This is a genomic window from Allocatelliglobosispora scoriae (genome assembly GCF_014204945.1).
Classification (GTDB): domain Bacteria; phylum Actinomycetota; class Actinomycetes; order Mycobacteriales; family Micromonosporaceae; genus Allocatelliglobosispora; species Allocatelliglobosispora scoriae.
This window is the reverse complement of sequence record NZ_JACHMN010000003.1, coordinates 873,578-896,499: the sequence shown is the minus strand read 5'-3', so window position 1 is coordinate 896,499 and position 22,922 is coordinate 873,578. Positions and strand designations below refer to the sequence as shown.

At 69.7% G+C, this 22,922-nt stretch carries 21 protein-coding genes and 4 tRNA genes; 9 read left to right on the top strand and 16 right to left on the bottom strand.

The window, feature by feature from the left end:
- Positions 1 to 22 precede the first annotated feature (22 nt).
- The 4 genes from F4553_RS30515 to F4553_RS30500 are packed head-to-tail and all read right to left on the bottom strand — an operon-like array spanning position 23 to position 2,209.
- Positions 23 to 397, bottom strand: coding sequence for a hypothetical protein (locus tag F4553_RS30515; protein ID WP_184842898.1), 375 nt, complete (start codon positions 395 to 397; stop codon positions 23 to 25).
- Positions 398 to 444: 47 nt separating this feature from the next.
- Positions 445 to 834, bottom strand: coding sequence for a roadblock/LC7 domain-containing protein (locus F4553_RS30510; RefSeq protein ID WP_312875449.1), 390 nt, complete (start codon positions 832 to 834; stop codon positions 445 to 447).
- 47 nt (positions 835 to 881) lie between these two features.
- Positions 882 to 1,829, bottom strand: a complete 948-nt coding sequence (locus F4553_RS30505; RefSeq protein WP_184842893.1) for a hypothetical protein — start codon at positions 1,827 to 1,829, stop codon at positions 882 to 884.
- Between the two features lie 8 nt (positions 1,830 to 1,837).
- Positions 1,838 to 2,209, bottom strand: coding sequence for a hypothetical protein (locus F4553_RS30500; RefSeq protein ID WP_184842890.1), 372 nt, complete (start codon positions 2,207 to 2,209; stop codon positions 1,838 to 1,840).
- A gap of 189 nt (positions 2,210 to 2,398) precedes the next feature.
- On the opposite strand from F4553_RS30500, the gene F4553_RS30495 reads away from it, so the two are divergent.
- Positions 2,399 to 2,899: a tetratricopeptide repeat protein gene (locus F4553_RS30495; RefSeq protein ID WP_184842888.1), complete on the top strand. Its 501-nt coding sequence runs from the start codon at positions 2,399 to 2,401 to the stop codon at positions 2,897 to 2,899.
- On the opposite strand, the gene F4553_RS30490 is transcribed toward F4553_RS30495, so the two are convergent.
- Both F4553_RS30490 and F4553_RS30485 read right to left on the bottom strand, forming a co-directional pair.
- Positions 2,866 to 3,987 (bottom strand): glycosyltransferase, encoded by a 1,122-nt coding sequence (locus F4553_RS30490; protein ID WP_184842886.1) that lies wholly within the window; start codon positions 3,985 to 3,987, stop codon positions 2,866 to 2,868. The genes F4553_RS30495 and F4553_RS30490 overlap by 34 nt on opposite strands.
- Positions 3,974 to 4,984, bottom strand: a complete 1,011-nt coding sequence (locus F4553_RS30485) for a glycosyltransferase family 2 protein (protein ID WP_184842883.1) — start codon at positions 4,982 to 4,984, stop codon at positions 3,974 to 3,976. The genes F4553_RS30490 and F4553_RS30485 overlap by 14 nt, the downstream gene beginning before the upstream one ends.
- A 165-nt stretch (positions 4,985 to 5,149) precedes the next feature.
- Here F4553_RS30485 and F4553_RS30480 point away from each other — a divergent pair, with 165 nt between their 5' ends.
- Positions 5,150 to 6,022, top strand: a complete 873-nt coding sequence (locus F4553_RS30480) for a hypothetical protein (RefSeq protein WP_184842878.1) — start codon at positions 5,150 to 5,152, stop codon at positions 6,020 to 6,022.
- Entirely contained in the window at positions 6,019 to 7,464 is a 1,446-nt protein-coding gene (locus F4553_RS30475) for a hypothetical protein (RefSeq protein WP_184842875.1), read from the top strand. Before F4553_RS30480 ends, F4553_RS30475 begins: the two co-directional genes overlap by 4 nt.
- 31 nt (positions 7,465 to 7,495) lie before the next feature.
- On the opposite strand, the gene F4553_RS30470 is transcribed toward F4553_RS30475, so the two are convergent.
- The 8 genes from F4553_RS30470 to F4553_RS30435 form a co-directional block, all read right to left on the bottom strand.
- Positions 7,496 to 7,569: transfer RNA gene (locus F4553_RS30470), tRNA-Glu, on the bottom strand.
- A gap of 5 nt (positions 7,570 to 7,574) precedes the next feature.
- Positions 7,575 to 7,647 (bottom strand) — tRNA-Arg (locus tag F4553_RS30465).
- A gap of 23 nt (positions 7,648 to 7,670) precedes the next feature.
- Positions 7,671 to 7,741 (bottom strand) — tRNA-Asp (locus F4553_RS30460).
- Between the two features lie 206 nt (positions 7,742 to 7,947).
- Positions 7,948 to 8,391: an HNH endonuclease gene (locus tag F4553_RS30455; RefSeq protein ID WP_184842872.1), complete on the bottom strand. Its 444-nt coding sequence runs from the start codon at positions 8,389 to 8,391 to the stop codon at positions 7,948 to 7,950.
- Positions 8,392 to 8,551: 160 nt separating this feature from the next.
- Positions 8,552 to 8,625 (bottom strand) — tRNA-Ser (locus F4553_RS30450).
- A gap of 66 nt (positions 8,626 to 8,691) precedes the next feature.
- Positions 8,692 to 8,835: a hypothetical protein gene (locus F4553_RS30445; RefSeq protein ID WP_184842871.1), complete on the bottom strand. Its 144-nt coding sequence runs from the start codon at positions 8,833 to 8,835 to the stop codon at positions 8,692 to 8,694.
- 155 nt (positions 8,836 to 8,990) lie between these two features.
- A complete protein-coding gene (locus tag F4553_RS30440; protein ID WP_184842870.1) occupies positions 8,991 to 10,595 on the bottom strand; it encodes an MDR family MFS transporter in 1,605 nt (534 codons plus the stop codon).
- 21 nt (positions 10,596 to 10,616) lie between these two features.
- Positions 10,617 to 11,231, bottom strand: a complete 615-nt coding sequence (locus F4553_RS30435) for a TetR/AcrR family transcriptional regulator (RefSeq protein WP_312875448.1) — start codon at positions 11,229 to 11,231, stop codon at positions 10,617 to 10,619.
- A gap of 120 nt (positions 11,232 to 11,351) precedes the next feature.
- Here F4553_RS30435 and F4553_RS30430 point away from each other — a divergent pair, with 120 nt between their 5' ends.
- The 4 genes from F4553_RS30430 to F4553_RS30415 all read left to right on the top strand — a co-directional run bounded on the left by F4553_RS30430 (position 11,352) and on the right by F4553_RS30415 (position 17,231).
- Complete coding sequence (locus F4553_RS30430) at positions 11,352 to 13,403, top strand: hypothetical protein (protein ID WP_184842867.1); 2,052 nt, start codon at positions 11,352 to 11,354, stop codon at positions 13,401 to 13,403.
- On the top strand, positions 13,400 to 14,296 hold the full coding sequence (locus tag F4553_RS30425) for a hypothetical protein (RefSeq protein WP_184842864.1): 897 nt from the start codon (positions 13,400 to 13,402) through the stop codon (positions 14,294 to 14,296). Before F4553_RS30430 ends, F4553_RS30425 begins: the two co-directional genes overlap by 4 nt.
- Before the next feature lie 77 nt (positions 14,297 to 14,373).
- Positions 14,374 to 15,897 (top strand): alkaline phosphatase D family protein, encoded by a 1,524-nt coding sequence (locus tag F4553_RS30420; protein WP_184842862.1) that lies wholly within the window; start codon positions 14,374 to 14,376, stop codon positions 15,895 to 15,897.
- 11 nt (positions 15,898 to 15,908) lie between these two features.
- Positions 15,909 to 17,231: a hypothetical protein gene (locus F4553_RS30415; RefSeq protein ID WP_246467525.1), complete on the top strand. Its 1,323-nt coding sequence runs from the start codon at positions 15,909 to 15,911 to the stop codon at positions 17,229 to 17,231.
- A 51-nt stretch (positions 17,232 to 17,282) separates the two neighbouring features.
- Here F4553_RS30415 and F4553_RS30410 read toward each other — a convergent pair whose 3' ends face one another.
- Entirely contained in the window at positions 17,283 to 18,437 is a 1,155-nt protein-coding gene (locus F4553_RS30410) for a tyrosine/phenylalanine carboxypeptidase domain-containing protein (protein ID WP_184842859.1), read from the bottom strand.
- Between the two features lie 242 nt (positions 18,438 to 18,679).
- Between F4553_RS30410 and F4553_RS30405 the strand changes: the two genes are divergently transcribed.
- Both F4553_RS30405 and F4553_RS30400 read left to right on the top strand, forming a co-directional pair.
- Complete coding sequence (locus F4553_RS30405; RefSeq protein WP_184842856.1) at positions 18,680 to 20,248, top strand: hypothetical protein; 1,569 nt, start codon at positions 18,680 to 18,682, stop codon at positions 20,246 to 20,248.
- Positions 20,249 to 20,280: 32 nt separating this feature from the next.
- Positions 20,281 to 21,891, top strand: a complete 1,611-nt coding sequence (locus F4553_RS30400; RefSeq protein WP_184842853.1) for a hypothetical protein — start codon at positions 20,281 to 20,283, stop codon at positions 21,889 to 21,891.
- A gap of 21 nt (positions 21,892 to 21,912) precedes the next feature.
- Here the strand turns inward: F4553_RS30400 and F4553_RS30395 are convergent, their stop codons facing one another.
- Entirely contained in the window at positions 21,913 to 22,824 is a 912-nt protein-coding gene (locus F4553_RS30395) for a hypothetical protein (RefSeq protein WP_184842850.1), read from the bottom strand.
- Positions 22,825 to 22,922 lie beyond the last annotated feature (98 nt).

The following is a 22,922-nucleotide window of genomic DNA, read 5'->3' as shown; positions in this document are numbered from 1 at the left end:
GCGGCGATCGTGGCGGGTGTGCCTAGTTCATCTGGAGGTTCTCCTCGATCGACCGCAGCTTGTGCCGGGCCATCGCCAGGTTGGCCCGCGAGCGCAGCAGCACCAGGTAGAGGAACAGTCCTTGCGTATTCGCCGTGGTCAGGGGCCTGATCACGTGATACTGGTCCTTCAGGGTGATCAGGATGTCCTCGATCGAATCCTTGATCTTGAGCATCTCCAGGGCCCGCAGCTTGGCCCGGACCACATCGGTGTTGCCCGCGGCGGCGACGGTCAGGTCGAAGTCCTTGCTCGATCCCAGCGTGCCCAGCGCCATACCGCTGGTGTAGTCGACGAGCGCGACGCCGATGGCGCCCTCGATCTGCATCGACTCCTTGAGCGACGTTTCCATGTCGGGCATGATCTCCTCGATTTCTGTGCGGTGAAGGGTGATCGGTTGATGCGTTATCAGGGCCGTCGGGCACCGCTCGGTTCGGCGAGCAGCGCACCGATCCGGGCTGCCGCCGGCCGAGCCTCGTGGTGCAGCAGCCCGACGTTCAGTTCCGGCTTCGCCAGCACCGTGAGCAGCGCGGACTCACCGGCGACGAAGGTGGCGACATAGCCGTGGGAGGCGGAGGTCACCGTCTCCCGGAAGTCGCCCGATCCGGTCCCGGCCGCGAGCTGCTGGCTCAGCCCGAGCAGCGCGGCGGACATCGCCGCCACGGTCTCCGGTTCGATCCCGGGCGCCTCATGAGCGACGAGCAGCCCGTCCGTGCTGGCGACGACGATCCCGGCGATGTAGGGCAGCCGTTCACGGAGCCGACGCAGCTCGGCGAGCACGGGAGTGTTGTCAGGCACCGGGTCACTCCTTTTCGGACGGTTCCAGCGAGGGCGGAACAGGCGCATCACAGCGCGGTGAGCCCTGCGATCAGGCGCGTGAGCACCTGATCGGAGAGCCGGTGCTCGTCGGACGCGTGCGGGGCGATCTGCTCGACCGGCACCGGTCGCCGCTGCTGCGGGATGGTGCGCCGGTCGAGCGTCGTCGGTGCCTCCGCGACCGCAGCCTTGCGCTTGCCGGAGCGAGCGGGACCTCGCCTGACCGGCTCGGTCTGCTGCGCCACGGCTGCTGCGGCACGGGCCGCCGCGACCGATTCCGACGCGGCCGAGCCGCCCTGCCGCCCCGCCTCCACCAGCCCGGCGCGGGCCATCCGGCGGACCTCCAGGAGCACCCCGAAGGTGTCCCGGCCGAGCAGGCGGGCCAGGTCGATCGGGCTGCGGCGCCGGTTGGCGTTCGCCACCACCTCCCACTGCAGTGCGGTGAGCGCGACGACCTGCCCGGTCAGCCGGGAGACCGGCAGCACCGCCGCCGTGTCGATCGCCTGGTCCGGCCAGGCGTCGGCGAGCAGGCGCCGACGCCGCTCCGCCTCCTGGCAGACGGCGCGCAGGTCGAGCAGGCGCCGGTGGCCGAGCGGGTGTCGAGCCCCCGGTTCGAACCTCGCCATGGCGACGAGGTCGAGGAGGAAGAACGCGGCGTCGTGAATCGCGATCTCGGCCAGCGCCTCCAGCTCCAGCCGGCTGACCAGGGCGGCCTCGATGAGTTCGTCGCCGATCCGCGCCTGCGCCCGGCCGGTCGCGGCGGCGGCCCGCCACGCCTCGGTGGAGACCCGGCCGGTGGCGGCGAGCTGGCGTTCGAGGCTCGTCGTGACGGGCGATTCGGCGTACGCGATCCGGCCGCCCACGAGGTGGATGACCCCGCCGGGCGCCTCGAGAACGCGCAGCGCACCGCTGGCACCGGCGGCGCACCACAGTTCCAGCGCATCGCGGACGAGGACCGGTCCGGGTGAGAGTGCCACGGCGACCGTCAGTTCGCGGAGAATTCGGCGGCGATGGCGGTGAGCTGCCGCTGGGTCACGGCCAGGTTGCCCGTCGTCCGATCGAGCCACAGGTAGATGACGACGCGGGCCACGGTGGCGGCGGGCAGCGGCCGGAGCAGGTGGTAGCCGTTCGCCGCTGTGATCACGACATCCTCGACGGCACCGGGGTCGCCCACGGTGGCGAAGGCCGCCGTCCGCAGGGTGGCGTGGATCATCTCGGCGGCGTCCTCGGCATAGGAGCGGTCGTGTCCCCGGCCCGCGGTGCCGAGGGAGGATCCGGTCGGGAAGTCGATGAGGCCGGCTCCGAGGACACCCTGGAGTGCCATCAACCTGCGCAGGCACTCGTCGACACCGGCCACTGCACTCCCCCACCGTCGCGCGGCCTCGCCCGGCCGACACACCTTGAATGCGGCACGTTATGCGGCCCACCGCAGGGAATGTCGCACTCCGTGTCCGTCACGGTGCTGTCAGCAATCACTCTGCCGGACCGGCGCCGCTCCGCTCGTCCCTTCGGCCATCGAGTCCGGCACCTGCAGTAGGTTGGGTTCATGATCGAGATCGACTCCGCGTACGAGCAGCGCTCCGCAGGTCTGTGGGCCACATTGGACGACCACGACGAGGAGTCCTTCCTCGCCGCGATCGAGGACCTCGTCACCGAGCTGCCCGCGGGGAGTCCGCTGGCGGCGTTCGAGCGGGGCTGCGCACAGGATTCGCACGGCCACTCCGACCGGGCGGTCCCGCTCTACCGCCAGGCGCTCGCGGGTGGCCTCGACCCCTATCGGCGGCGGCGCGCCACGATCCAGATGTCGAGCTCGCTGCGCAACATCGGCGCCCTCGACGAGGCGACCGAGCTGCTCACGGCGGAGCTGGCCCGCCCCGCCGACGAGCTGTCGGACGCGGTCGTCTGCACCCTCGCGCTCTGCCTCGCCGATGCCGGTCGCGAACGCGAGGCGCTGTCGATGGCGTTGCAGGCGCTCGCCGCGCACCTGCCCCGTTACCAGCGGTCGATGACGAACTATGCCCGGGGGCTCGTCGAGACCGTGTCGTAGAGAGCCTCCAGCAGGCGGGTCTGCTTCGCCAGGTCGAAGTTGGCCTCGACGTGCGCGCGGGCCTGCTTGCCGAGGCGGGCACGGAGCTCCTCGTCGGCGAGGAGCAACGCGATGTTGGCGGCGAGCGCCGCCGGGTCGCCCTCGGCGCCGAGCAGGCCCGTCTCGCCGTGCACCACCGCCTCGGGGATGCCGCTGTGGTGGGTCGAGACCGTCGGCAGTCCGTGTCCGGCCGCCTCCAGGATCGTCGTCGGCAGACCCTCGGAGTCGCCGTCGGCGGCGGTCTTCGACGGCGAGACGAAGATCCTCGACTCGGCCATCCGGCGGCTGACCTCGGCGGAGTCGCGGGAACCCAGGAAGGTGGCGTCGAGGCCGAGCGCCTCGGCACGACGGCGCATCGTCTCCTCCAGCGGCCCCGCGCCGATGAGCACGAGGCGCGGGCGGGGCTCCGGGAGCAGGCCGACCGCCTCGATGAGGTCGTCGATCCCCTTCTTCTCCACGAAGCGGCCGACGAAGAGCAGGTCGGACGCGGGTTCGACGGGATCCGGCACGGGCGGGAGCGGTACGCCGGTGTGGTGCACCCGCACCTTCGCCGGATCGGCACCGAGCGCGATCGCCCGGCCCCGGATGAACTCGGAGACGGCGAGGATGACGGTCGCGCGGTCGAAAGCGGTCCGCAGGTTGCGCCGGTAGCGGCTGCCCCGCATGCCCGCCGCCGTCGGCTGCTTCGTCACGTCCAGCCCGTGCAGGGTGATGATGAGCGGCGCACCGGCCCGCACCGCCGACCGGCTGATGAGCCACCCGTCCCCGGCGAAGTGCGCGTGCACGACGGCCGGCCGCAGCCCCGTGAGCAGCCCGCGCAGTCGGCGCGACCCGCCGGTGAGCCGCAGCAGCAGGAAGGCGACCCTCCCCCGCAGACCGTCCGGGTAGGCGATGACATCGGTCCGCGCCGTCAGCGGCGACTGGATCCGCAGGGCACCGAGGTAGGTCGGTCGCCACTCGGTGAGGTTGCCCCCCTGGTTGCGGATGAACGTCTCGGATCCGGGGAGCAGCAGGCTCCGCCAGATGACCACATGCTTACCGACGGACATCTTCACCGATTCTGCTGAGCGGAGGTTCGACCGGTGGAGTGTAGGCGGTCGCCACCTGCCCGGCATCGCGGCGACCGAGGATGAGGTCGCGCAGGCCGCGCCGCAGGGACTGCGGGACGAGCCAGATCTGCAGGAAGGTGAGGTAGTCGATGGCGCTGGGCTTGCCGTGCCGACGGGCCTCGCCCAGGATCAGCCAGAACGCCCGCCGGCTCCGGGTCGGCGCGGCGATCGAGCTGAGGGAGCTCATCGCGATCGCGGCGTAGGACCTGGGTGTGAGCAGCGGTCGGCTGCGCCGCAGCCACTCGAGCTGCGGCTCCCACTTCACCCCGGTGCTGATCCGGGGGCGGTTCTCGTCGGTGTGCCAGATGACGAGCGGCTCGTCGGCGAAGACCAGGTCGACGCCCGGCTGGTTCAGCGCGCGGATGGTCCAGTCGAGCTCCTGCATGCGGCGCAGTCCCACGGTGAACGGTACGCGGCGCAGCAGCTCCGTCGGGGCCATGATCGTGGAGGTCTGGATGAAGCCCTCCCCGTGGAAGAGTCCCTTGCGGACGGTGAGGTATTCGCTGAGCGGCTCGCCCGGGGCGGGGATGCGGCGCGGCATGACGAACTCGGCCCGCGGCGTCCGGTTGAGCAGGCGGCTCGCCACGATCGGCAGCGCGATCTCGACCTCGTCGGCGACGCGGCGCTGCACGGCGAGCTTCGTCGGCAGCCACTCGTCGTCGTCGTCGAGCAGAGCGGTCCACAGGGCGCGTGCCGCGGTCACGCCGACGTTGCGGGCGTGGGGCGCCCCGGCCTGGGTGGCCAGCTCGATCACGCGCAGCCGCGGGTCGGGGATCGCCGCGAGGGCGTCCCGGGTCGCCTCGTCGGGACCGTCGATCACGACGATGACCTCGATGCGCTCGAGCGTCTGCGCCAGCGCGCTGTGGACGGCACGGGTCACCAGGTCCGGGCGGGCGAAGGTCGGGATCACCACGCTCACATCGGGGGTCCAGGACATGGGCCGGACGCTATGAGTCGACGAGGTTGATCCGGTGAATCGCAGAAGGCCGACGGGTATACAGCAGGCGAGCGGCAGGGTTCTTCATGTGCTCGTCACCGAGATTTCGCCCGGCCGTCACTCGGGGACGCGAGCGACGCAGCCGACCTGGCTAGGCTCCCCACCGTGCACCACGCCAACCACTACTACGGGCACTCGCACGTCCTGGCCCGTTACTGCGGTCTGGACGATCGGGATCCGCCACGCATCCACGGCTACCTCCAGCACGGCTGGAACATCGGCGACGGGATGGCCGCCGACCACGAGTTCGTGGCGGGCATCCCGCTGCTGCTCTGGTCCGAGCGGACCCGCCGACGGGCGTGGTCGCTGGGGCGGCGGCACACGCACGTGGTGGGATCGCCCTGGGCGTACCTGCTGGAGATGGAGCCCGACCTCGGCGCGGCCGAGCAGCGCGAGGGCACGATCTGGTACCCCTTCCACGGCTGGGAGGGGCAGCACGTCCTCGGCGACCACAACCGGCTCATCGACGAGATCAAGCAGACCGAGCCCGGACCGGTGACGGTGTGCCTCTACTGGCAGGAGTTCCGGTCCGGGAGCACCCGCAAGCGCTACGAGCGGGCCGGTTTCCGGGTCATCTGCCACGGCTTCCGAGGCGGCTGGTGGGAGAACCTCGAACCGCGGTTCCTCTACCGGCAACTCGAAGAGCAGCGCAAACACCTGCGCGTCGCCTCCAACCGGCTCAGCAGCGCGGTGATCTACGGAGCGCTCGCGGGCTGCGAACCGGCCGTCTACGGCGACCCGATGCTGCTGGAGCGCGAGAACCCGACCTTCGGTGGCCAGCCCCGCATCCGGCGGCAGTGGCCCGAGCTGCACGGCGCCCAGGTCGACCCCGTCGTGGCGCGGGAGATCGCCGTCGCCGAGCTCGGCGCCGACCGGCTCCTGCCCCCCGCCGAGCTGCGGCACGTCCTGGGCTGGCCGGACCGCTTCCAACAGCCCTATGTGGACGACGCGACCCTGCTCCAGGAGGCCGGCCGATGAACCTGCGACTGATAGGCGGCGAGATGCCGGTCTGGTCCGACCTCGACAGCGCCACCGGCGGCCCGGCCCTCACCCCCCTGCTCGCCGCCGAGACCGGCCGCACGCTCGTCGCGGGGCCGCACGACCCCGCCCTCATCGACACGCTCCCCACCGGCAGCATCACCCTGCTCGTCCGGGGGATGCCCGACGCCGAGGCGCTCGCCGCCCGCTATGCCGACCGGCCCGGCGTCGCCGTCTGCTGCGGCACACCCGACAAGCTCGCCGCCGAGGAGCCGTTCGACACGGTGGTGGCGCTCGACGGGGTCCGGCGGCTCTCCTCCGCCGAGAGCGACGACCTCACCTGGGAGGCCGCGTTCTCGCTGCTGGTGGGGCTGCTCCGGCCGGGCGGGACGCTGCTGCTCGGGGTGGAGAACCTGATCGGGCTGCACCGGCTCGCCGCGCTGCCGACCGTGCCGTCCGACGCCGACTGGACGGCGGCCGAAGAGCACGACCGGAGCCGACCCGCCGGGCTCGCCGCGCTGATCGCCCGGCTCGGCGCGGCCGGGCTCGAGGTTGCGGGCGCCTATGCCGCCTATCCGGCGGTGACGGCGCCGCGCGCCCTGCTCGGGGCCGAGCTCCTGGACGACGAGGGGGTACGCGGGTTCGTCGAGGCCGCCGTGGGGCGGGCCTGCGCAGCATCCGATGTGGACCAGCTCGTCGATCCGGTGCGGCTCGCGGTGGACTCGGTGCGGCACGGTGCGGCCTTCTCACTGGCGCCGGGCTGGGTCCTGGTGGCGCACTCCGGTGGTCCGTCGCCGCTCGGGGGGATCCTGGCGGAGCCGGGCGGATGGGACGAGATCCGGCGTCGGGGGGACGGCTCGTGGGCCCGCTTCCGGCACGGCATCGGTGACGGTGACGTGGTGGCCGGTGGGCGTACCCTCCGGGAATTGATCGTGGACGCGGCGACGCGGCGGGACGTGCCGGCGCTGCGCGAGCTGGTCGGCGGCTGGCAGGGCGGCGACGCGGCCGGAGTCGCCGCGGACCAGGTGATCGTCGGCCCTGACGGGCTGTCCGCGCTGGTGGCGGCCGGTGACCCCGACGTGGCGCTGCGGGAGCTGGCGGCGTCGATGACCGGCGCCGGGCTCGCCCACCTCTTCCCGCCGGGCGACCCGGCCGCGGCCCTCGCCGTGATGGCCGGGCGCTCGCTCGGGCCCGGCCCGCAGCCGGCCGCGCGGTCCCTGCGCGAGGTGATCGCGGAGCGCGACCGGCTCGCGCGCGAGCTCGCCGAGTCCAGAGCCGAATCCGACTGGTACGCCGAAGCGCTCACCTCCCGCGACGACGCTCTCAAGCGGGCGCAACGGATCAACAAGCTGCTCAGCGGATCGCTGTCGGCCCGCATGGGCTGGGCGCTGATCGGCGGGGCGAAAGCGGCTCGCCGAGCGGTGCGCCGCCGACTACGATAGCGCTTCACAGCGGATGGCACGGCGTGCTGCATGGTCGCGCGTGCGGGACTCGAACCCGCTCTACCGGGGTGAAAACCCGGTGGCCTACCCATAACCGAACACGCGTCGAGTGCCTCCAGCACGATTCGAACGTGCGACCTTCCGGTTCGTAGCCGGACGCTCTATCCACTGAGCCATGGAGGCATGCTCCGCCATCGCGGAGACCGCGCCAACGAAGGGAATCGAACCCTCGCCACCCGCTCGACAGGCGGGCGCTCTACCACTGAGCTACGTCGGCTTGCATTGCTTACCCGGGCTTGGTTCTGGAGACCTTGAGTGGTTTCCGTCGCCATGGCGACGGAAACCACTCAAGGTCTATTGCGGCGTGGAATGTCGGGGAGTCGAACCCCGCCCGTCAGGCTTGCAAAGCGAGACTGTGCACCAGCACCCACCCCGTGGTGCGGCGCGCCACCCCCCGTGAGTGGCGCGCCGACTTTTCGCAGTTCAGCGCTGCGCGAGCGCGGTCCAGGAGGGCACTGCGGGAGTGATCCGCAGCTTCATGCCCGCCTCGACCGGTGTGAGGTCGGCCTTGCGCTGATTGCAGACGCCGCAAGCGGCGACGGTGTTGAGCCACGTGTTCCGGCCACCGCGCGAGCTGGGCAGGATGTGGTCGATCGTGGCGGCGTGGCCACCGCAGTAGCCGCACCGGTGGCCGTCCCGGGCCAGCACGCCGCGCCGGGACCAGCTCGGCCCGCCGCCGAAGCGCCACCGGGTGACGACGTAGCGGACGAGCCGCACGACCCGGGGCATCGGGAAGACACCGAGGACCTGGTCGGGCTCGGCCTCGTGGACCTCGGCGACCTGCCGGTAGAGCATGCGTATCGCGTGCCGAAGGCTGACCCGGTGGAGCGGCCCGAGGTCGGCGTTGAGGACGAGGACTGCGTTCATCGGGACAGCCTCCTTTCTGCTGGTGGTGAATATGATGGGAGTAGTCGATGCGGGACTCGAACCGCTTTGTCCGGTCGAGAACCGGAAGGCCTACCCATAGCCGAATCGACCCTTGTTCTATGCCATCCGCTGTGAAGTTCTCAAGGTGCGTTCACCTACGCATGGGTGACAGGAGTAGAACCTGCAACCTGTGGTTTTTCCAGACCACTGCTCTGCCAGTTGAGCCACACCCATAGGGAAAACAAAAACCGCCCGGTCCCCGGAAAAGGGGCGGGCGGCTTGGTCGCGTCTGCGCAAACGCTACCTGGGCCACCCACCGCCGTCATCACGGCGGCATTCACTGTCGTTGAGCCACTCGTCGAGTCCGCAGAGGAGACCGGTCGACAGCATCGCGTCGCTCGCGCACAGGTGCGCGGCTCGCTTGCCGGTCTGCCAGGTCCTCACGGGAATCTCCTCAGTAGTGGTGTGCCCAGAACACTAAGCGGCACGTCCATGCCGCGCAACGCAATTAAATGATCGCGTTGTTTCCCGGAAACAGTCCCCTCGCATGCACGATGTAGGGACTGTTTCCGGGAAACAACGCGATCATGCGCCGCGTTTTACGACGACGCCTGCTCCTTGGCGAGGCGCTCGTCGCCGCTCAGCGTCGACAGCGGCTTCTCCTTGATGAACAGGACCGCGATCACCGCCAGCGCCGCGATCGGCGCCCCGATCAGGAAGAGGTCGGCGGTCGCCGTGCCGTAGATGTCCTGGATGATGCGCAGCACCTCCGGCGGCAGCGTCTTCAGGTCGGGGACCTTGGCGACACCGCCGGACGAGCCACCCGGCGCGGGCGGCAGTTTCTCCGCCACCAGCGTGGTGACCCGGTTGGCGAGCACCGCACCGAGCGCGCTGACGCCGATCGCACCGCCCATGCTGCGGAAGAAGGTCATCGCCGAGGTCGCCGCGCCGAGCTCGTGCGCGGGCACGTCGTTCTGGGCGGCGAGGACGAGGTTCTGCATCAGCATGCCGACGCCGACGCCGAGCACCGCCATGTAGACCGAGAGGACCAGCACGCTCGTCGTCGCGTCGATCGTGCCGAGCAGCACCATGCCGACGGTCATCACGATCGCGCCCGAGACCAGGTAGATCTTCCACTTGCCGTACTTGGTGATCAGCCCGCCGGCGACCGTCGACGAGATGAGCAGGCCGAAGATGAGCGGCAGGCTCATCAGGCCGGCCGCGGTCGGCGACTTGCCGAGCGAGACCTGGAAATACTGCGAGAGGAAGACGGTGCCGCCGAACATCGCGACGCCGACGAGCACGCTCGCGACGGTGGCGAGGGAGACCGTGCGGTTGCGGAAGATGTCGAGCGGGATGATCGGTTCGGGCACCCGCGCCTCGACGAAGACGGCGACCGCCAGGATGATCACACCGGCCGCGACGAGCGCGAACGTCCAGCCGGACAGCCAGGCGAACTTGTTTCCGGCGAGCGTGGACCAGACCAGCAGCGTCGAGACACCGGTCGTGATCAGGAGGGCGCCCAGCCAGTCGATCTTGACCTCGCGACGCACCGTCGGCAGGTGCAGTGTGCGCTGCAGGAGCAGGATCGACAAGAGCGTGAAGGGTACGCCGATGAAGAAGCACCAGCGCCACCCGAGCCACGAGGTGTCGACGAGGACGCCGCCGATGAGCGGACCGGCGATCGTGCCCACGCCGAAGACCGCGCCGAAGATCCCGGAGTAACGGCCGAGCTCGCGGGGCGGGATCATCGCCGCCATCACGATCATGGCGAGCGCGGTCATGCCGCCCGCGCCGACGCCCTGCACGACGCGGCTGGCGATGAGGATCTCCACGTTGGGCGTGAGGCCGGCGATGATCGAGCCGGTCGCGAAGAGCCCGAGCGAGAGCTGGATCAGCAGCTTCTTGCTGTAGAGGTCGGCCATCTTGCCCCAGAGCGGCACGGTGGCCGTCATCGCGAGCAGCTCGGTGGTGACGATCCAGGTGTAGACGGACTGGGTGCCCTGGAGGTCGGCGATGATCCGGGGCAGGGCGTTGGAGACGACCGTGGAGGCGAGGATCGAGACGAACATGCCCAGCATCAGGCCGGAGAGGGCCTGCATCACCTCCTTCGGCGTCATCCTCGCCGCGGGAGCGTCGGGCTCCACCGGGGGCGGGTCGCCGCCGAGTGCTGAGTTGTCGGTGGTGCTGATGGCAGCGGTCATCGCGTTTCCTTCGTTGGCGAACTAGCGGGGGTCCATCAGGCCGCCGGCGAGGGCGACGAACGCCTCGTCCAGCAGCTCGGCGAGGGGCCGGGCACCGCCGCAGGCGGCCCAGCGGGCCATCGAGGTGCGGACGGCGACGCCGACGGCACCGACGATCAGCGGCGGGAAGACATGGTCGGGGCCGACGCCGGTGCGGGCGGCGACCGCGGCGGTGAGGTCGCGCTCGGCGGCGGCGCCGTTGGCGTGCAGCCGGGGCAGCAGCGCCGGATGCTCGGCGAGCACCCGCATCCGCAGGAACCACAGCTCCTGGTCGGCCTGGACCTGCGCGATCACCGGCGCGAGGGCGAGGCGCAGCGCCCCGATCACCGGGATGTCGGCGGGGAGCGCGGCGAAGAGCTCGTGCAGCGGCGGCGCGTCGGCCTGGTGATCGCCGATGATCGCGTCGTCCTTGCTGCTGAAGTAGTTGAAGAAGGTGCGGGAGGAGACGTCGGCGGCCTCGCTGATCTCCTCGACCGTGATGTTCTCCAGGCCGCGCTCGTCGGCGAGGCGCAGCGCGGCCTGGATCAGCGCTGCGCGCGTCTGCTGCTTCTTGCGGTCACGCCGACCCAGGGCGGGCGCGTCCTCGACGAGGGTCACCCAGCCACGGTAGGCAAAACCTGCGGACTCTGCAATCTTTTATTCTCCGCACCTTTAGATCCGAGCACCACAGTGGAGCGTCGCCGGGCCTATCCTGTGCCGGATGGCGGGAGGCTTTCAGTGATAACGCAGTCACGGTGGGGCGCGGCCGAGGCACTCGGTTTCGGCCGGGCCGACGGCACGACGGCATACGACGAGATCGGTGCGCGGATCCGCTCGGCCGCTCCGAGAACCGGACCCGTTCCGCTGCAGACCATCCCTGACCTGCTGCGCGACCGGGCCGCCCGCGAGCGGACCCGGCTGCCCGACCAGGTTCAGGAGCTGCTGGACCTGACCGAGAGACTGGCACACCGGCCGATCGAGCTGCCCCGGATCACCGGCCGGATCGGCTACGAGGTGCGCGGAACGGTCATCCACCTGACGCACCACCGCGACGGCGCGCAGTCGGAGCGGTGGTCGTTCCCGCTCAGCGCGCCGCCGACGTTCCTCACCGAGCAGGCCCAGCCGGACGACCAGCCGCCCATCCTGACGCAGACCCACCGGTTCTCGGTGCCGGGCGCGCACTGGCTGCCGCTGCGGAAGCTGATCGCCGCAGGCAGAGTCGTCCGGATGCAGCAGTGGCGCGGCGACCTGGTCACCGAGACCGAGCCCGCCCACCTCTACCTCTTCATCTCGCACCGCTGGCTGGGGCCCGAGGCGCCGGACCCGGAGGGGCAGCAGGCCGCCATGATCGGGTGGCAGGTCGTCGCCGCGGCGTGCGAGGCGGCCCGGGTCGCGTTCTACCGCGGGCTGCACCAGCCCCGCCTCAGCCACCCCGCGATGGGGCTCAAGCTGGGCGTGACCGGCTCCGACCTGGCCGAGGCGATCGTGGTCAACGTGCTGCGCCCGCTTCTCGACGAGGCGAGCCTGGCGGCGCTGCACGCCGAGGTCGCCGCGCTGGAGACCCGCACCGCCGATCGCGGGGTGGCCGAGGCCCGCGTCGACACCGGCCTGTCGCGCCTGCGCGAGCTCCTCATGGGACTGCCCGCACTCTGCGCGGTCCTCGACCGGATCCTCGTCTGGTACGACTACGGCTGCATGCCCCAGCGGCCCCACGTCGGCGATGAGGAGCGGGAGTTCCAGCAGGCTCTGCGGCACCTCAGCGCCTATCAGGCGACCGGCCGCACGGCGATCCTGCTCGACGACGCCGACGCGCACCTCACCCGGGCCTGGTGCACCCTGGAGGCGCTTGTCGCCGACAACCTCACCGGCACCACCGACCTGCTCGTCGGCTCCCATCGCGCGGCCGCCCGGTCCGGCGAGGCGGAGCACTTCCTGCTGCGGGCGCTCGCCGACCGGCCGCACCTGGTGTGGCGGGCGCTGCTCGACACCGAGGTCTTCGGCCTGCAGACGCCGGAGGAGTGCCTCACCCGGCTCGGCCTCACCGCGACCCACCGCACCGACCTGCCCCTCGTCTATGAGCAGCTCCTCCGCCTGGGCGGCCCGAGCCGGCTGCACACCGATGACATGGAGGTCGTGACCGGCAGCTTCCCGCTGCCCGTCGTGGACCGGGGCGCCACCCTGGTCGTGCCGGTGAGCAGCTCGCATCCCGTCGGCGGGCCGCCACCGGCGAGCGCCACCATCGACTGGACCGGAGCGCTGAGGCCCGGCGGCCGGCCGAGCGCCCACCCGGACCAGCCGTCCTGGCAACGCCTCGCGGCCGACGGCGCGCACGTCGCGATCGTCGCGGCGTGCGAGGGGGAGGCGGTCCTCATCGGACGGTGGATCCACGATCACCTCGACGAGCTGGCCCGGGCCGCAGGCGGTCCGATCGGCACGATGACCTGGCTGGCGAGCGACATCGCCCCGGTGGGGCACCTGCCCGACGGCTCGCTGCGGACCGTCGCGGTCGACGCCGACCGCTGGCTGCTCGTCACGACCCGGGCCCGGCTCCAGCACTGCGCCGCCGCCTCCGCACTGATCACCGGGGTGACGACGGCCGGCTACCCGCTCACCGTCGTGGCGATCGACGGGCGCGCCGGCAACATCCACCACCTGCCGATCGGCGATCCCGGCGACCAGCGCGCGGCCCGGGTGGCGACCACCGCGGCCGCCTTCGTGGAGCTGCCCGGCGGGGTATTCCGCGCGGGCCTGACGGAGCTGCTCGGCTCCACGCTGGGAGGCGCCCGATGAGCGAGGACGGGATCGAGGAGCGCGGCCTGCGCGACATGCTGATCAATCTCTACGCGATGGGCGCCCGCGACCAGTTCGTGCAGCTCCTGGAGCCGCAGCTGGAGACGGTCGACCGGGCCTTCCGCACGTGGGCCCGGGTGCCCGAGCAGATCCGCGACGATCAGCAGGCCGTCAACGCCTGGGTCCAGGCGCTCTCCACGATCGCGCAGGTGATGGACCAGGCCGGCTACCCGGGGCCGATGGCGGTGCTGACCGGCGGATCGGCGAACCCGATCGAGCAGTGGCACCGGGCCTACGCGGAGGCGCAGCGGCTCGCCGCGATCGGCGAGTTCGCCGCGGGCACCGATCTGCTCACCGGGGTGCTGGCGGAGATGTCGCAGGTCAGCGGGACGGCGGTGGACGACTTCGCGCCGAAGGTGCACGGGCTGCTCGGCAGCAATGCGCTGCACACCGGGGATTACGCCGTCGCGGTGGCGCACACCGAGTTCGCCCTGCGGATGTGCGCGGCGATCGGCGACGGCGAGGGGGTCGCGATCTACTCGGTCAACCTCGACCTGGCCCGGCTCGCCGAGGGTGCCGTCCGCGACGATCCGGCGACGCTGCGGCTGATCGACGTCCGCCGACGCATCGCCACGGCACAGGACCTCAGCGACGGCACCCGCTTCCACGCCAGCAACGACCTGCTGTGGGACCTGCTGGCGGAGGACGCTCCCGAGTCCGTGCGCCACCTGGCGAAGATCTTCGGACTGATCGGGCTCAACCTGCACCGGCTCGGCGACACCGAGGGCGCCCGGCAGCACACGGAGGCGGCGCTGGCGGAGTGCCGCCGCACCGGCGACACCGACGGGGTGCGGATCTACTCCGCCAACCTGGAGACGATCACCGAACGGTGATCACCGTAGGGCCGCTGGTCGCCTGATCTTCACCGGCAGGGCTTGTCACGTTCAAGCATCTGCATAAATCTACGTCCATGAGATCTTTAGGTCGCCGTACCTTCATCCTGGGTGGGCTCGCCGCCGCGTCCACACTGACCTATGCGGGAACCGCGCTCGCCGCATCGCCCTTCCCGTTCAAGCTCGGCGTCGCCTCCGGTGACCCGGCCGCCGACAGCGTGGTGCTGTGGACCCGGCTCGCGCCGACGCCGCTCAACGCCGACGGGCAGGGCGGCATGGGCACCGCCGATGTGACCGTCGAGTGGCAGATCGCCAAGACCAGCACGTTCGGTACGCTGATCGCCTCCGGTACGGCGATCGCCCGCTACGCCGACGCGCACTCGGTGCACGTGGTCGCCGGTGGGCTCGCCGCCGACACCGACTACTACTACCGCTTCCGCGCGCAGGGGCACATCTCGGCGGTCGGGCGTACCCGGACGGCTCCGGCAGCGGGCAGCGCGGGCCGCGACCTGGTGATGGCCTTCGCGTCGTGCTCGCACTACGAGGCGGGCTACTTCAACGCCTACCGCCGGATCGCCGAGGACCAGCCGGGGCTGATCCTGCACCTCGGCGACTACATCTACGAGGGCGGTGTCGGCTCCAGCGGCGTACGCCAGCACCTCGGCACCGAGATCGTCTCGCTCGCCGACTACCGGCGCCGCTACGCGCTCTACAAGACCGACCCCGACCTGCAGGCGGCGCACGCTGCCGCGGCGTGGCTCGTCGTCCCCGACGACCACGAGGTCGAGAACAACTACGCCAACATGGTCCGCAACGACAGCAGCCCGGTCCTGACCGCCGCCCAGTGGACCGCCCGGCGGACCGCCGCCTACAAGGCCTACTACGAGAACATGCCGCTGCGGCCGAGCCAGGCGCCGAGCGGCAACGCCATCCCGCTCTACCGCCGGGTCCGGTGGGGGTCGCTCGCCACCTTCCACATGCTCGACACCCGGCAGTTCCGCGACGACCAGGCCTGCGGCGACGGCTGGAAGGTCTGCGCCGACGCCGACCTGCCCGCGCGCTCGCTCACCGGCACCGCGCAGGAGTCCTGGCTGCTCGACGGGCTCGGCCAGCACCTGGGCACCTGGGACATCCTGGGCCAGCAGGTCTTCTTCGCCCGCCAGTTCGACGCGGCGGGCGCGAGCAGCATGGACGCCTGGGACGGCTACCGCGCGTCCCGGGCGCGCATCCAGCAGGGCTGGGTCGACCGGGGCGTCCGCAACCCGCTGGTGCTCACCGGCGACGTGCACAAGTCCTGGGCCAGCAACCTCAAGGCCGATTACGCCAACCCGAACTCGGCGACGATCGGCACCGAGCTGGTCTGCACCTCGATCACCTCCAACGGCAACGGCTCCGGCAGCACCACGATCCCCAACGGCGCGACGAACCCGCACATCAAGTTCTACTCCGACCAGCGCGGGTACGTCCGCACCACGATCACCCCGAGCCAGGTCCGGGCCGACTTCCGCTCCGTCGCCAGCGTCACCGAGCACGGCGCCGCCGTGAGCACGACGCGCTCGTTCGTCATCGCTGAGGGCCAGCCCGGCCTCCAGCAGATCTAGGAGAACAGTTGATGTTGAACCGCACCCCGCTGGTCCTCACCACCGTCGTCGCCGCCCTGGCCGCGGCCGTGGGGATGCCCGTCGCCGCATCCGCCGCACCGCCGGGCGTCACCTGGTCGACCGCGAACAGCGTCGCCACCGGCGACCAGGACTTCTCCGCCATCGCGATGAACCGCAACGGCAACGTCGCCGTGGTCTGGGAGGACGACCGCGACAGCACCGCACCCGCCGACAACAGCCACTCGGAGGTCTTCCTGCGCCTCTACCGGGACGGGGCGGCCGTCTACGAACTGAAGCTCTCCACCGGTGGCACGAGCGGCACCAACTGGAAGCACATCAGCCCCGACGTCGGCCTCGACGACAAGGGCAACGCGGTGGTCGTCTGGTCCGACGACCCCGACGGCAACGGCTACTTCAACGTGCCCTATCGGGTGGTCTCGCCGACCGGGGCGATCCTCGCGTCGGGCCAGGCCAACGCGGCCGACGCCGGGCAGCAGATCTGGCCGAAGGTCGCCGTGGATCCGGACGGTACGCCGAGCAACGCCGCCGCCGTCGCCTTCAGCGTGGTCTGGGAGGACATCCAGGGCACCAGCCCCGCCACCATCCGGGCATCGGGCTTCACGAACATCACCACGAAGGCGTACGAGGTGGTCGCGTCCCAGGCCACCGGCGCGCATCACCGGCCGGATGTCGCCGTCGGCGCCTCGGGTGACGCGGTCGTCGTGTGGGACGAGGACAGCGACGGCAACAACTTCGACAACATCGGCCTGACCAGGCTGGCGAAGGCGAACGGTGCCGTCACCCTCACCCGCCGGACCGCCAACTCGCTCGGCGACGGCCAGCAGCGGCGCGCCGCGATCGCCGCCAACTTCAACGGCGACTTCACCGTGGCCTGGGAGTCCGACCACACCGGTGCCCTCGGGGTCTGGACGCGGTCGTTCACCGCCGCCGGCACGCCCCGCCACACCGAGGTCGCCGCCTCCGCCGAGACGGGCGCGAACCTGCCGAGCGTCGGCATCGACGACGAGGCGAACACCGTCGTCGCCTGGACCACGCCCGCCAACGGCCTCGATGTCTGGGCACGCGGCTTCAACGCCGACGGCACCACGGCCGGGCGGATCACCGCGCAGGCGTTCAGCGACCTGACGGTCGGACGCCAGGAGCAGATCGCGGTGGGCGTCTCGCCGTGGGGCGAGGTGTCGGTCTGCTACACCGACGACAACGACGGCAACCAGGCCGACCAGGTCCGGTTGGGCCTGGGCGCGGTCAACTCCACCTGGCTGCTGAAGGGCTCCTACCGGGCCAAGGCGACGCTGATCAGCCCGCCCCGCTAGGACTCGATCGACGGGGCGGCACCGCCGGTGCGGTGCCGCCCCGGCCGACTCTTACGACGTCAGGTCACTGCCGCGGTAACTGGACATGACCTCCTGCGCGAACGCGGCGATCATCGACGTCCGCACGATCGGTTCAAGGAGCAGACCCTGCTCCCGTAGATCTCGGAGCGCCTCGATCTCCGCCAGCGGCCACTTCGTCGCGAGCAGCAACTCATGGTCGGACGACGCCTGGTCGAGATGCCCAGCAACGGCAAGCGCCCCCATGAAGTAGACATGGTCCTTGATATATCCACCCGGCTGGCTGGTGTCGATGAGGCCGCGCTTGATCCTGAGGGTGATGCCGAAGGCGTCCTCCGGTGTCGTGTGTGGCAGGACTGCTGCGAAGACTTCGCCGAACCCGCCAGTCATGGCCTTGTGGCAAGCAACCACCCGCATGGCGTAGGTGCGCATGACGTTGACGTCGGAGACACCTTCCTGCTGCTCATGCCAGACCGCCAAGCCCTCCTCCGTGCCCATGTAACCGGTGATGCCATGGGCGAGGAGCGTCAGCGGCTGGCTGTTGCCGTTGACGGTTCGCGCGACATGGGTGCCGATCTCATGAACGATCAGACGCCGAACCTCGGCGGGGGTGAACATGGCGCCCTGCTTCACACGCAGCAGCCGCTTCACCCCCGTAACACTCATCCGGGCCGCCATATGATCATCGACCTCAACCGCCCAGTCCCCCAGCTCAGCTTTGGCGAGTACCTCGGTCATGATTCCCGCAGCTCGGTCTGCTGTCCATTGAACTGGGCCCGGGCCCTGCCGCGGATGGTGTGCGAGGTAGTCGAGTGCTTGGGCCAGTCCTTCATCGGTGGGGCTGCCGAACTGCCCCAGGGCATAGGCTGTCATCGTCGCTGGATCATGCGTGACGAGCGCCTCGTGACCAATGCGTGCCGCCTCAATCTCTCGATTCAATCGTTCCCGCCACGCGCTGTCGTCGGGCAACGCCGCTGTGGCACGCCCAATCGCGTCCAGGGTATCGGCGGTCGGCTCCAGGTACTCGAAGACCGGATCGATCGCCTGTCCGGAATTCCATGCCGACAAGTAGGCCACTCGTGATTCACGCTGATTCAGAGGGGTGATGAAATGCGCGTAGCGAAGTGCGCGACCAACGCCCACGACCAGCTCCGAGGCCTTGTTGACCGCTCCAATGTCGAGGCTCATGGGATCCCTTTGTTTAACTGACGGACAGGGTGCGGCTCAGGATACCCATCGGCGGTCGGCCATGGATACATATGTTGTGCCTGGACCGCCGAAGTCGGTGATGCGATTCGCCCAACATGCCACATGATCAGTCGTTGTCGCGGGGTTCACCTTCTGACGTAATGACAGACATGGATCACAGTCCTCGACACCCCGGCGAATCGTACCTTTCCAAGACCGGAAGTCCTCATTTGTCTGCAGACGTGAGAGGTCTCGACGACCGGGTCATCCGCGCCGACTATCTGGAATGGATTCTCACTGGAACACGTGACGATCAGACGAGCATCCGCAACGTACGCATCGTCGGCGCGGTCATCGAGGGAGAAATCGCTCTCACTGGTGCGCTCATCACCCACCCTCTCGACTTCACCGAATGCACCTTCACGGCCGCGCCGCAGCTCCTCGACGCGACCGTGCTGAGCCTGCGGCTGGAGCGCTGTACGGTGCCCGGTATCAGCGCCACGGGCCTCACGGTCCATGGATCGATCGACCTGACCGGCATCATCAGCACTGGCGAGGTCCGCCTCCTTCGGGCAAAGGTCGGCGGTGCGCTTATCCTTGAAGGCTCCCAGCTGAGCTCAGCCGAGACCGGCGTCGCCCTTATGGCGAGCCAGGCGCACTTCGGCAGCAGTGTTCGCTTCATCCGAAGCACGGTCGAGGGCCAGGTGCGACTCATCGGCGCGCGGATCGGCGGCGTGCTCAACGCACGCAGCGCCACTTTTCGCAACCCTGGCCAGCTCTGCTTTCAGGCCGAACGCATCGAGGTCGACGAGGGCATCTGGTTCAACCGCGAGGACGTGGACTCGGACTCCTCGACGGTCGAGGGCCGGGTGACGATCGACGGTGCCCGAGTGGCTGGTTCGGTCGATTTCTCCGGCTGCACCATGAGTGCACCGGAACTCAATACCAAGGACTTCGACCTGGCCGGCCAATTGGTGAATCTGCAGGCGACGGGGATCAGGGTCGGCCGCAACCTGTTGTGCCGGGATGGCTTCAGCGCCACCGGAGTCATCGCGATGAACTCGGCCGCAGTGGAGCGGACCATCTCCTTCGACGGAGCGCGCATCTCGCCGATCCGCCTCGGAGGAGTGGAGATCGCCGTCATCCGGCTCGCCGACGCATCAGCCCAGACTCTCACCTTGACCTTCGCCGAACCGCCGAACCATCTCGACCTGACGAACGCGAAGGTCGGGCTCCTCAACGATGCCGAAGAGTCCTGGCCAGCCGCGATAGCGCTCGACGGACTCACCTACGAGCGGCTCTCGTCCGCAACGACCGTGACCGTCGCCAGGCGGCTCACGTGGCTGACGCGGGGCGAGAAGGGCTACCTGCCCCAACCGTACGAGCAGCTCGCCGCCGTCTATCAACGGTCGGGACAGGAGCAAGAGGCGAGGTCTGTCGGCTTTGAGAAACAGAAGCAACGGGCCAGGACGCTACGGCGATTCGCCAGGATCTGGCCACTTATCCTTGGCGCGACCGTCGGATACGGCTACAAGACCTGGATGGCGGGGGTGTGGCTCGTCGTCCTCCTGATCGGCGGGTCGGCACTCTTCGCCGCCGGCTCCACCGTGCCGACGACCACCATGGGTCCGGAGTTCAACCCGCTCATCTATACGGTGGATCTCCTCGTCCCGGTAGTGGAGTTCGGCCAGGAGAGCAACTGGCGGCCCGAAGGCACGCTCCGCTGGCTCGCCTGGGGTTACACAGCCGCCGGGTGGATCCTCACCAGCGCGGTCGCAGCAGGTCTGACCCGGCTGCTGAAGCGGGCCTGATCATGTCGGATAGCCGCCCAGAAGGTGCTGTCATGGCCAAACCCGAGCTCAGCAATGTCGAGAGCGAACTGCACATCGCGGCAATCAGCGGCCTGGCATTCGACTGTGCCGGCCAGACGGTCCGCGCCGAGGTGCTGCGCTGGATGGTCACCAACAGCATCGACAGTACGATCACGGCGCTCCTGCTCCGCAACGCCACGATCACCGGAACGCTCGACCTCCAAGAACTCGCCATCGCCGCACCGCTGGCGCTCGTGGAGTGCAGGTTCGAGTCAGCACCCCGCCTCGACAACGCGTCGCTGACCAGCCTCCGGCTGTCCGGGTCGACGATGCCTGGACTGCATGCCATGGGAATCGAGGTCAAGGGCTCCGTGTGGCTCGACGAGGGGTTCCACAGCACTCAGGAGGTAACCCTCGAGCGAGCGCGGATCGGCAATGAGCTGTCCCTGCGGAAGGCGACGCTGGAGAGCATAGAGCCGAACCGGTGGGCGCTGAACGCCAATCGGATCAAGATCGGCGGCGCGCTCTTTGCCGGCCTCATGGAGGCCGACGGCCAGATCAGACTGATCAGCGCACGCATCGACGGCCTGGTCACGCTCCGGGGAGCGCGGCTCAGGAACCCCGGCAAAATCTGCTTTCAGGGCGAGCGGATGGTCCTCGGCGACAGTCTCTTCTTCCAGCGCGCCATGGGTACGAAGGAGCCGCTGGAAGCATCCGGGGCGATCGTTCTCACCAACGCACAGATAGCCGGCGGCATCGCCTTTGAAGGTGCTCTTCTCACCGAGCCGCAGACATTGTCAGAGAAGCCGCTTGAAGATCCCACGAGCATCCGCGCGACTCGCCTGCGGGTGGGACGCAACCTGAACCTGAGCGATGGGCTCAGGTGCGCGGGCGGCATCAGGGTGAAGTCGTCAGAGATCGGCGGAACGCTCAACCTGCATGGTATCGAGTCATGCGGAGGTGAGGTTCCGATCAACCTCTCCGGTACGACCGCCGACACCCTTGACCTGCGTTTCGCGAAGCCGCTATCCGGCACGCTCGACCTCACCAACGTGACGGTCGTCCGGCTCGTCGACGCAGCCGAGACATGGCCGGTTCGGATATCGACGGATGGCTTCACCTATGAATCGCTGCAGCCGCAGCCCGAGGTGAGCGCCGAACAACGTTTGGAGTGGCTGCAGCGCAACAAGAGCGGCTACTCACCCCAGCCCTATGAGCAACTCCTCTCGTTCTACCGTCTGTCCGGCAGAGAACAGGACGCAGCGCGAGTCGCACTCGCCAAGCAGCGCGCTCGGCGGTCGACATTGACCTGGCGCGGAAAAGCCTGGGGGCTACTACTCGACGCGACGGTCGGCTACGGATACCGGACCTGGCTCGCAGGAGTGTGGTTGCTGGCGCTGACCGTTGTCGGCACGTTCGTCTTCCGGAACTCCTCTCCGATCCCGATCGCTGATCACCCACCCGCGTTCCGGCCGTTCGCGTACGCGTTCGATCTTCTCGTACCATTGATCGATCTCGGTCAGGAGTCGTCGTTCCGAATGTCAGGTCCACGCGAGGTCGTCAGCTGGATCTTCGTCCTGCTCGGTTGGCTGCTGACGACCTCGGTGGCCGCAGGTCTGAGCCGTCTAGTCAATCGTCATTAGTCCGGCACCACACATCGGTCATCAGGTTTTGATCGTCGCGCCGGCGGAGCCGCCGAAGTTGCTGCGCACGGCGATCTGCTGCGGGTTGGTGATGAAGCCGCGCTGGTCGGAGTAGCGCCCGCCGCCGTTGTTGGTGAGCGTGAACATGAAGTTGCCGGCGCTGGAGTAGACGCTGAGGATCGCGTTGACGTTGGTGCTGGTGGCTTCGATCCGCAGCAGCCCGGACTTCCAGGTCGCCCGCGTGATCCGCACCGTGTCGGCGGGCGGCGGCGTGCCGGGGGTGACGGTGACCGTCGCCGTCCGCGTGACCGAGAACCACCGAGCGGTGACCGTGATGGTGGTCGGTGCGGTGACGGCCGAGGTCGAGAGGTTGAAGGTGCCGCTGGACTGCCCCGCGCTGACGACGGTCTCCGCCGGCACCTGGGCGATCGCCGGGTTGCCGGTGGAGAGCTGGACCACCGCGCCCTGGGTCATCGCACCGGTGAACCGCACCGTTCCGGTGGCGTTCTGGCCGCCGACGATGGTGGTCGGGACGAAGGAGACCGACGAGAGCGACGGGCCGGGCGGGGTCGCCGCGTTGACCGAGAGGTTCGCCGAGCGGGGCGTGTTGCCGACCCATGCCGTGAGCTGCACGATCGTGGGCGGCGCCGCGGCGTTGGTGGCGATCGGGAAGGTCACGCCGATGGCACCGGCGGGGATGGTCGCGGTGGCCGGGACGGTGGCGACGGCGGTGTCGCCGCTGAAGATCAGGACGGTCGTGTCGGTGCCCTCCGGGAAGGCGAGCGTGACGGTCCCCTGCGAGGACGCGCCGTCGCGCACGGAGTCGGGCGAGACGGAGAAGGAGCTGATCACCCCGTCGGCGGTGGCGGCACCGGGTGGCACGAGGAGCGCACCCACGAGGGACAGGGCAAGCGCGAGACACAGGCGGCGCACATGGCCTCCTCAGTAGATCGACATAGTCAAATCAAATGCTCGTCCGCCCGAGCCGGTTTGTCCATGGCCCGCGACGTGGCGCCACCCGTCGGGACACC

Bases quoted from the DNA above. Each gene is read 5' to 3' on its own strand.
- F4553_RS30515 (WP_184842898.1), bottom strand. From the start codon at position 397: ATGCCCGACATGGAAACGTCGCTCAAGGAGTCGATGCAGATCGAGGGC.
- F4553_RS30495 (WP_184842888.1), top strand. From the start codon at position 2,399: ATGATCGAGATCGACTCCGCGTACGAGCAGCGCTCCGCAGGTCTGTGG.
- F4553_RS30490 (WP_184842886.1), bottom strand. From the start codon at position 3,987: ATGTCCGTCGGTAAGCATGTGGTCATCTGGCGGAGCCTGCTGCTCCCC.
- F4553_RS30485 (WP_184842883.1), bottom strand. From the start codon at position 4,984: ATGTCCTGGACCCCCGATGTGAGCGTGGTGATCCCGACCTTCGCCCGC.
- F4553_RS30475 (WP_184842875.1), top strand. From the start codon at position 6,019: ATGAACCTGCGACTGATAGGCGGCGAGATGCCGGTCTGGTCCGACCTC.
- F4553_RS30455 (WP_184842872.1), bottom strand. From the start codon at position 8,391: ATGAACGCAGTCCTCGTCCTCAACGCCGACCTCGGGCCGCTCCACCGG.
- F4553_RS30440 (WP_184842870.1), bottom strand. From the start codon at position 10,595: ATGACCGCTGCCATCAGCACCACCGACAACTCAGCACTCGGCGGCGAC.
- F4553_RS30425 (WP_184842864.1), top strand. From the start codon at position 13,400: ATGAGCGAGGACGGGATCGAGGAGCGCGGCCTGCGCGACATGCTGATC.
- F4553_RS30420 (WP_184842862.1), top strand. From the start codon at position 14,374: ATGAGATCTTTAGGTCGCCGTACCTTCATCCTGGGTGGGCTCGCCGCC.
- F4553_RS30415 (WP_246467525.1), top strand. From the start codon at position 15,909: ATGTTGAACCGCACCCCGCTGGTCCTCACCACCGTCGTCGCCGCCCTG.
- F4553_RS30410 (WP_184842859.1), bottom strand. From the start codon at position 18,437: ATGAGCCTCGACATTGGAGCGGTCAACAAGGCCTCGGAGCTGGTCGTG.
- F4553_RS30400 (WP_184842853.1), top strand. From the start codon at position 20,281: ATGGCCAAACCCGAGCTCAGCAATGTCGAGAGCGAACTGCACATCGCG.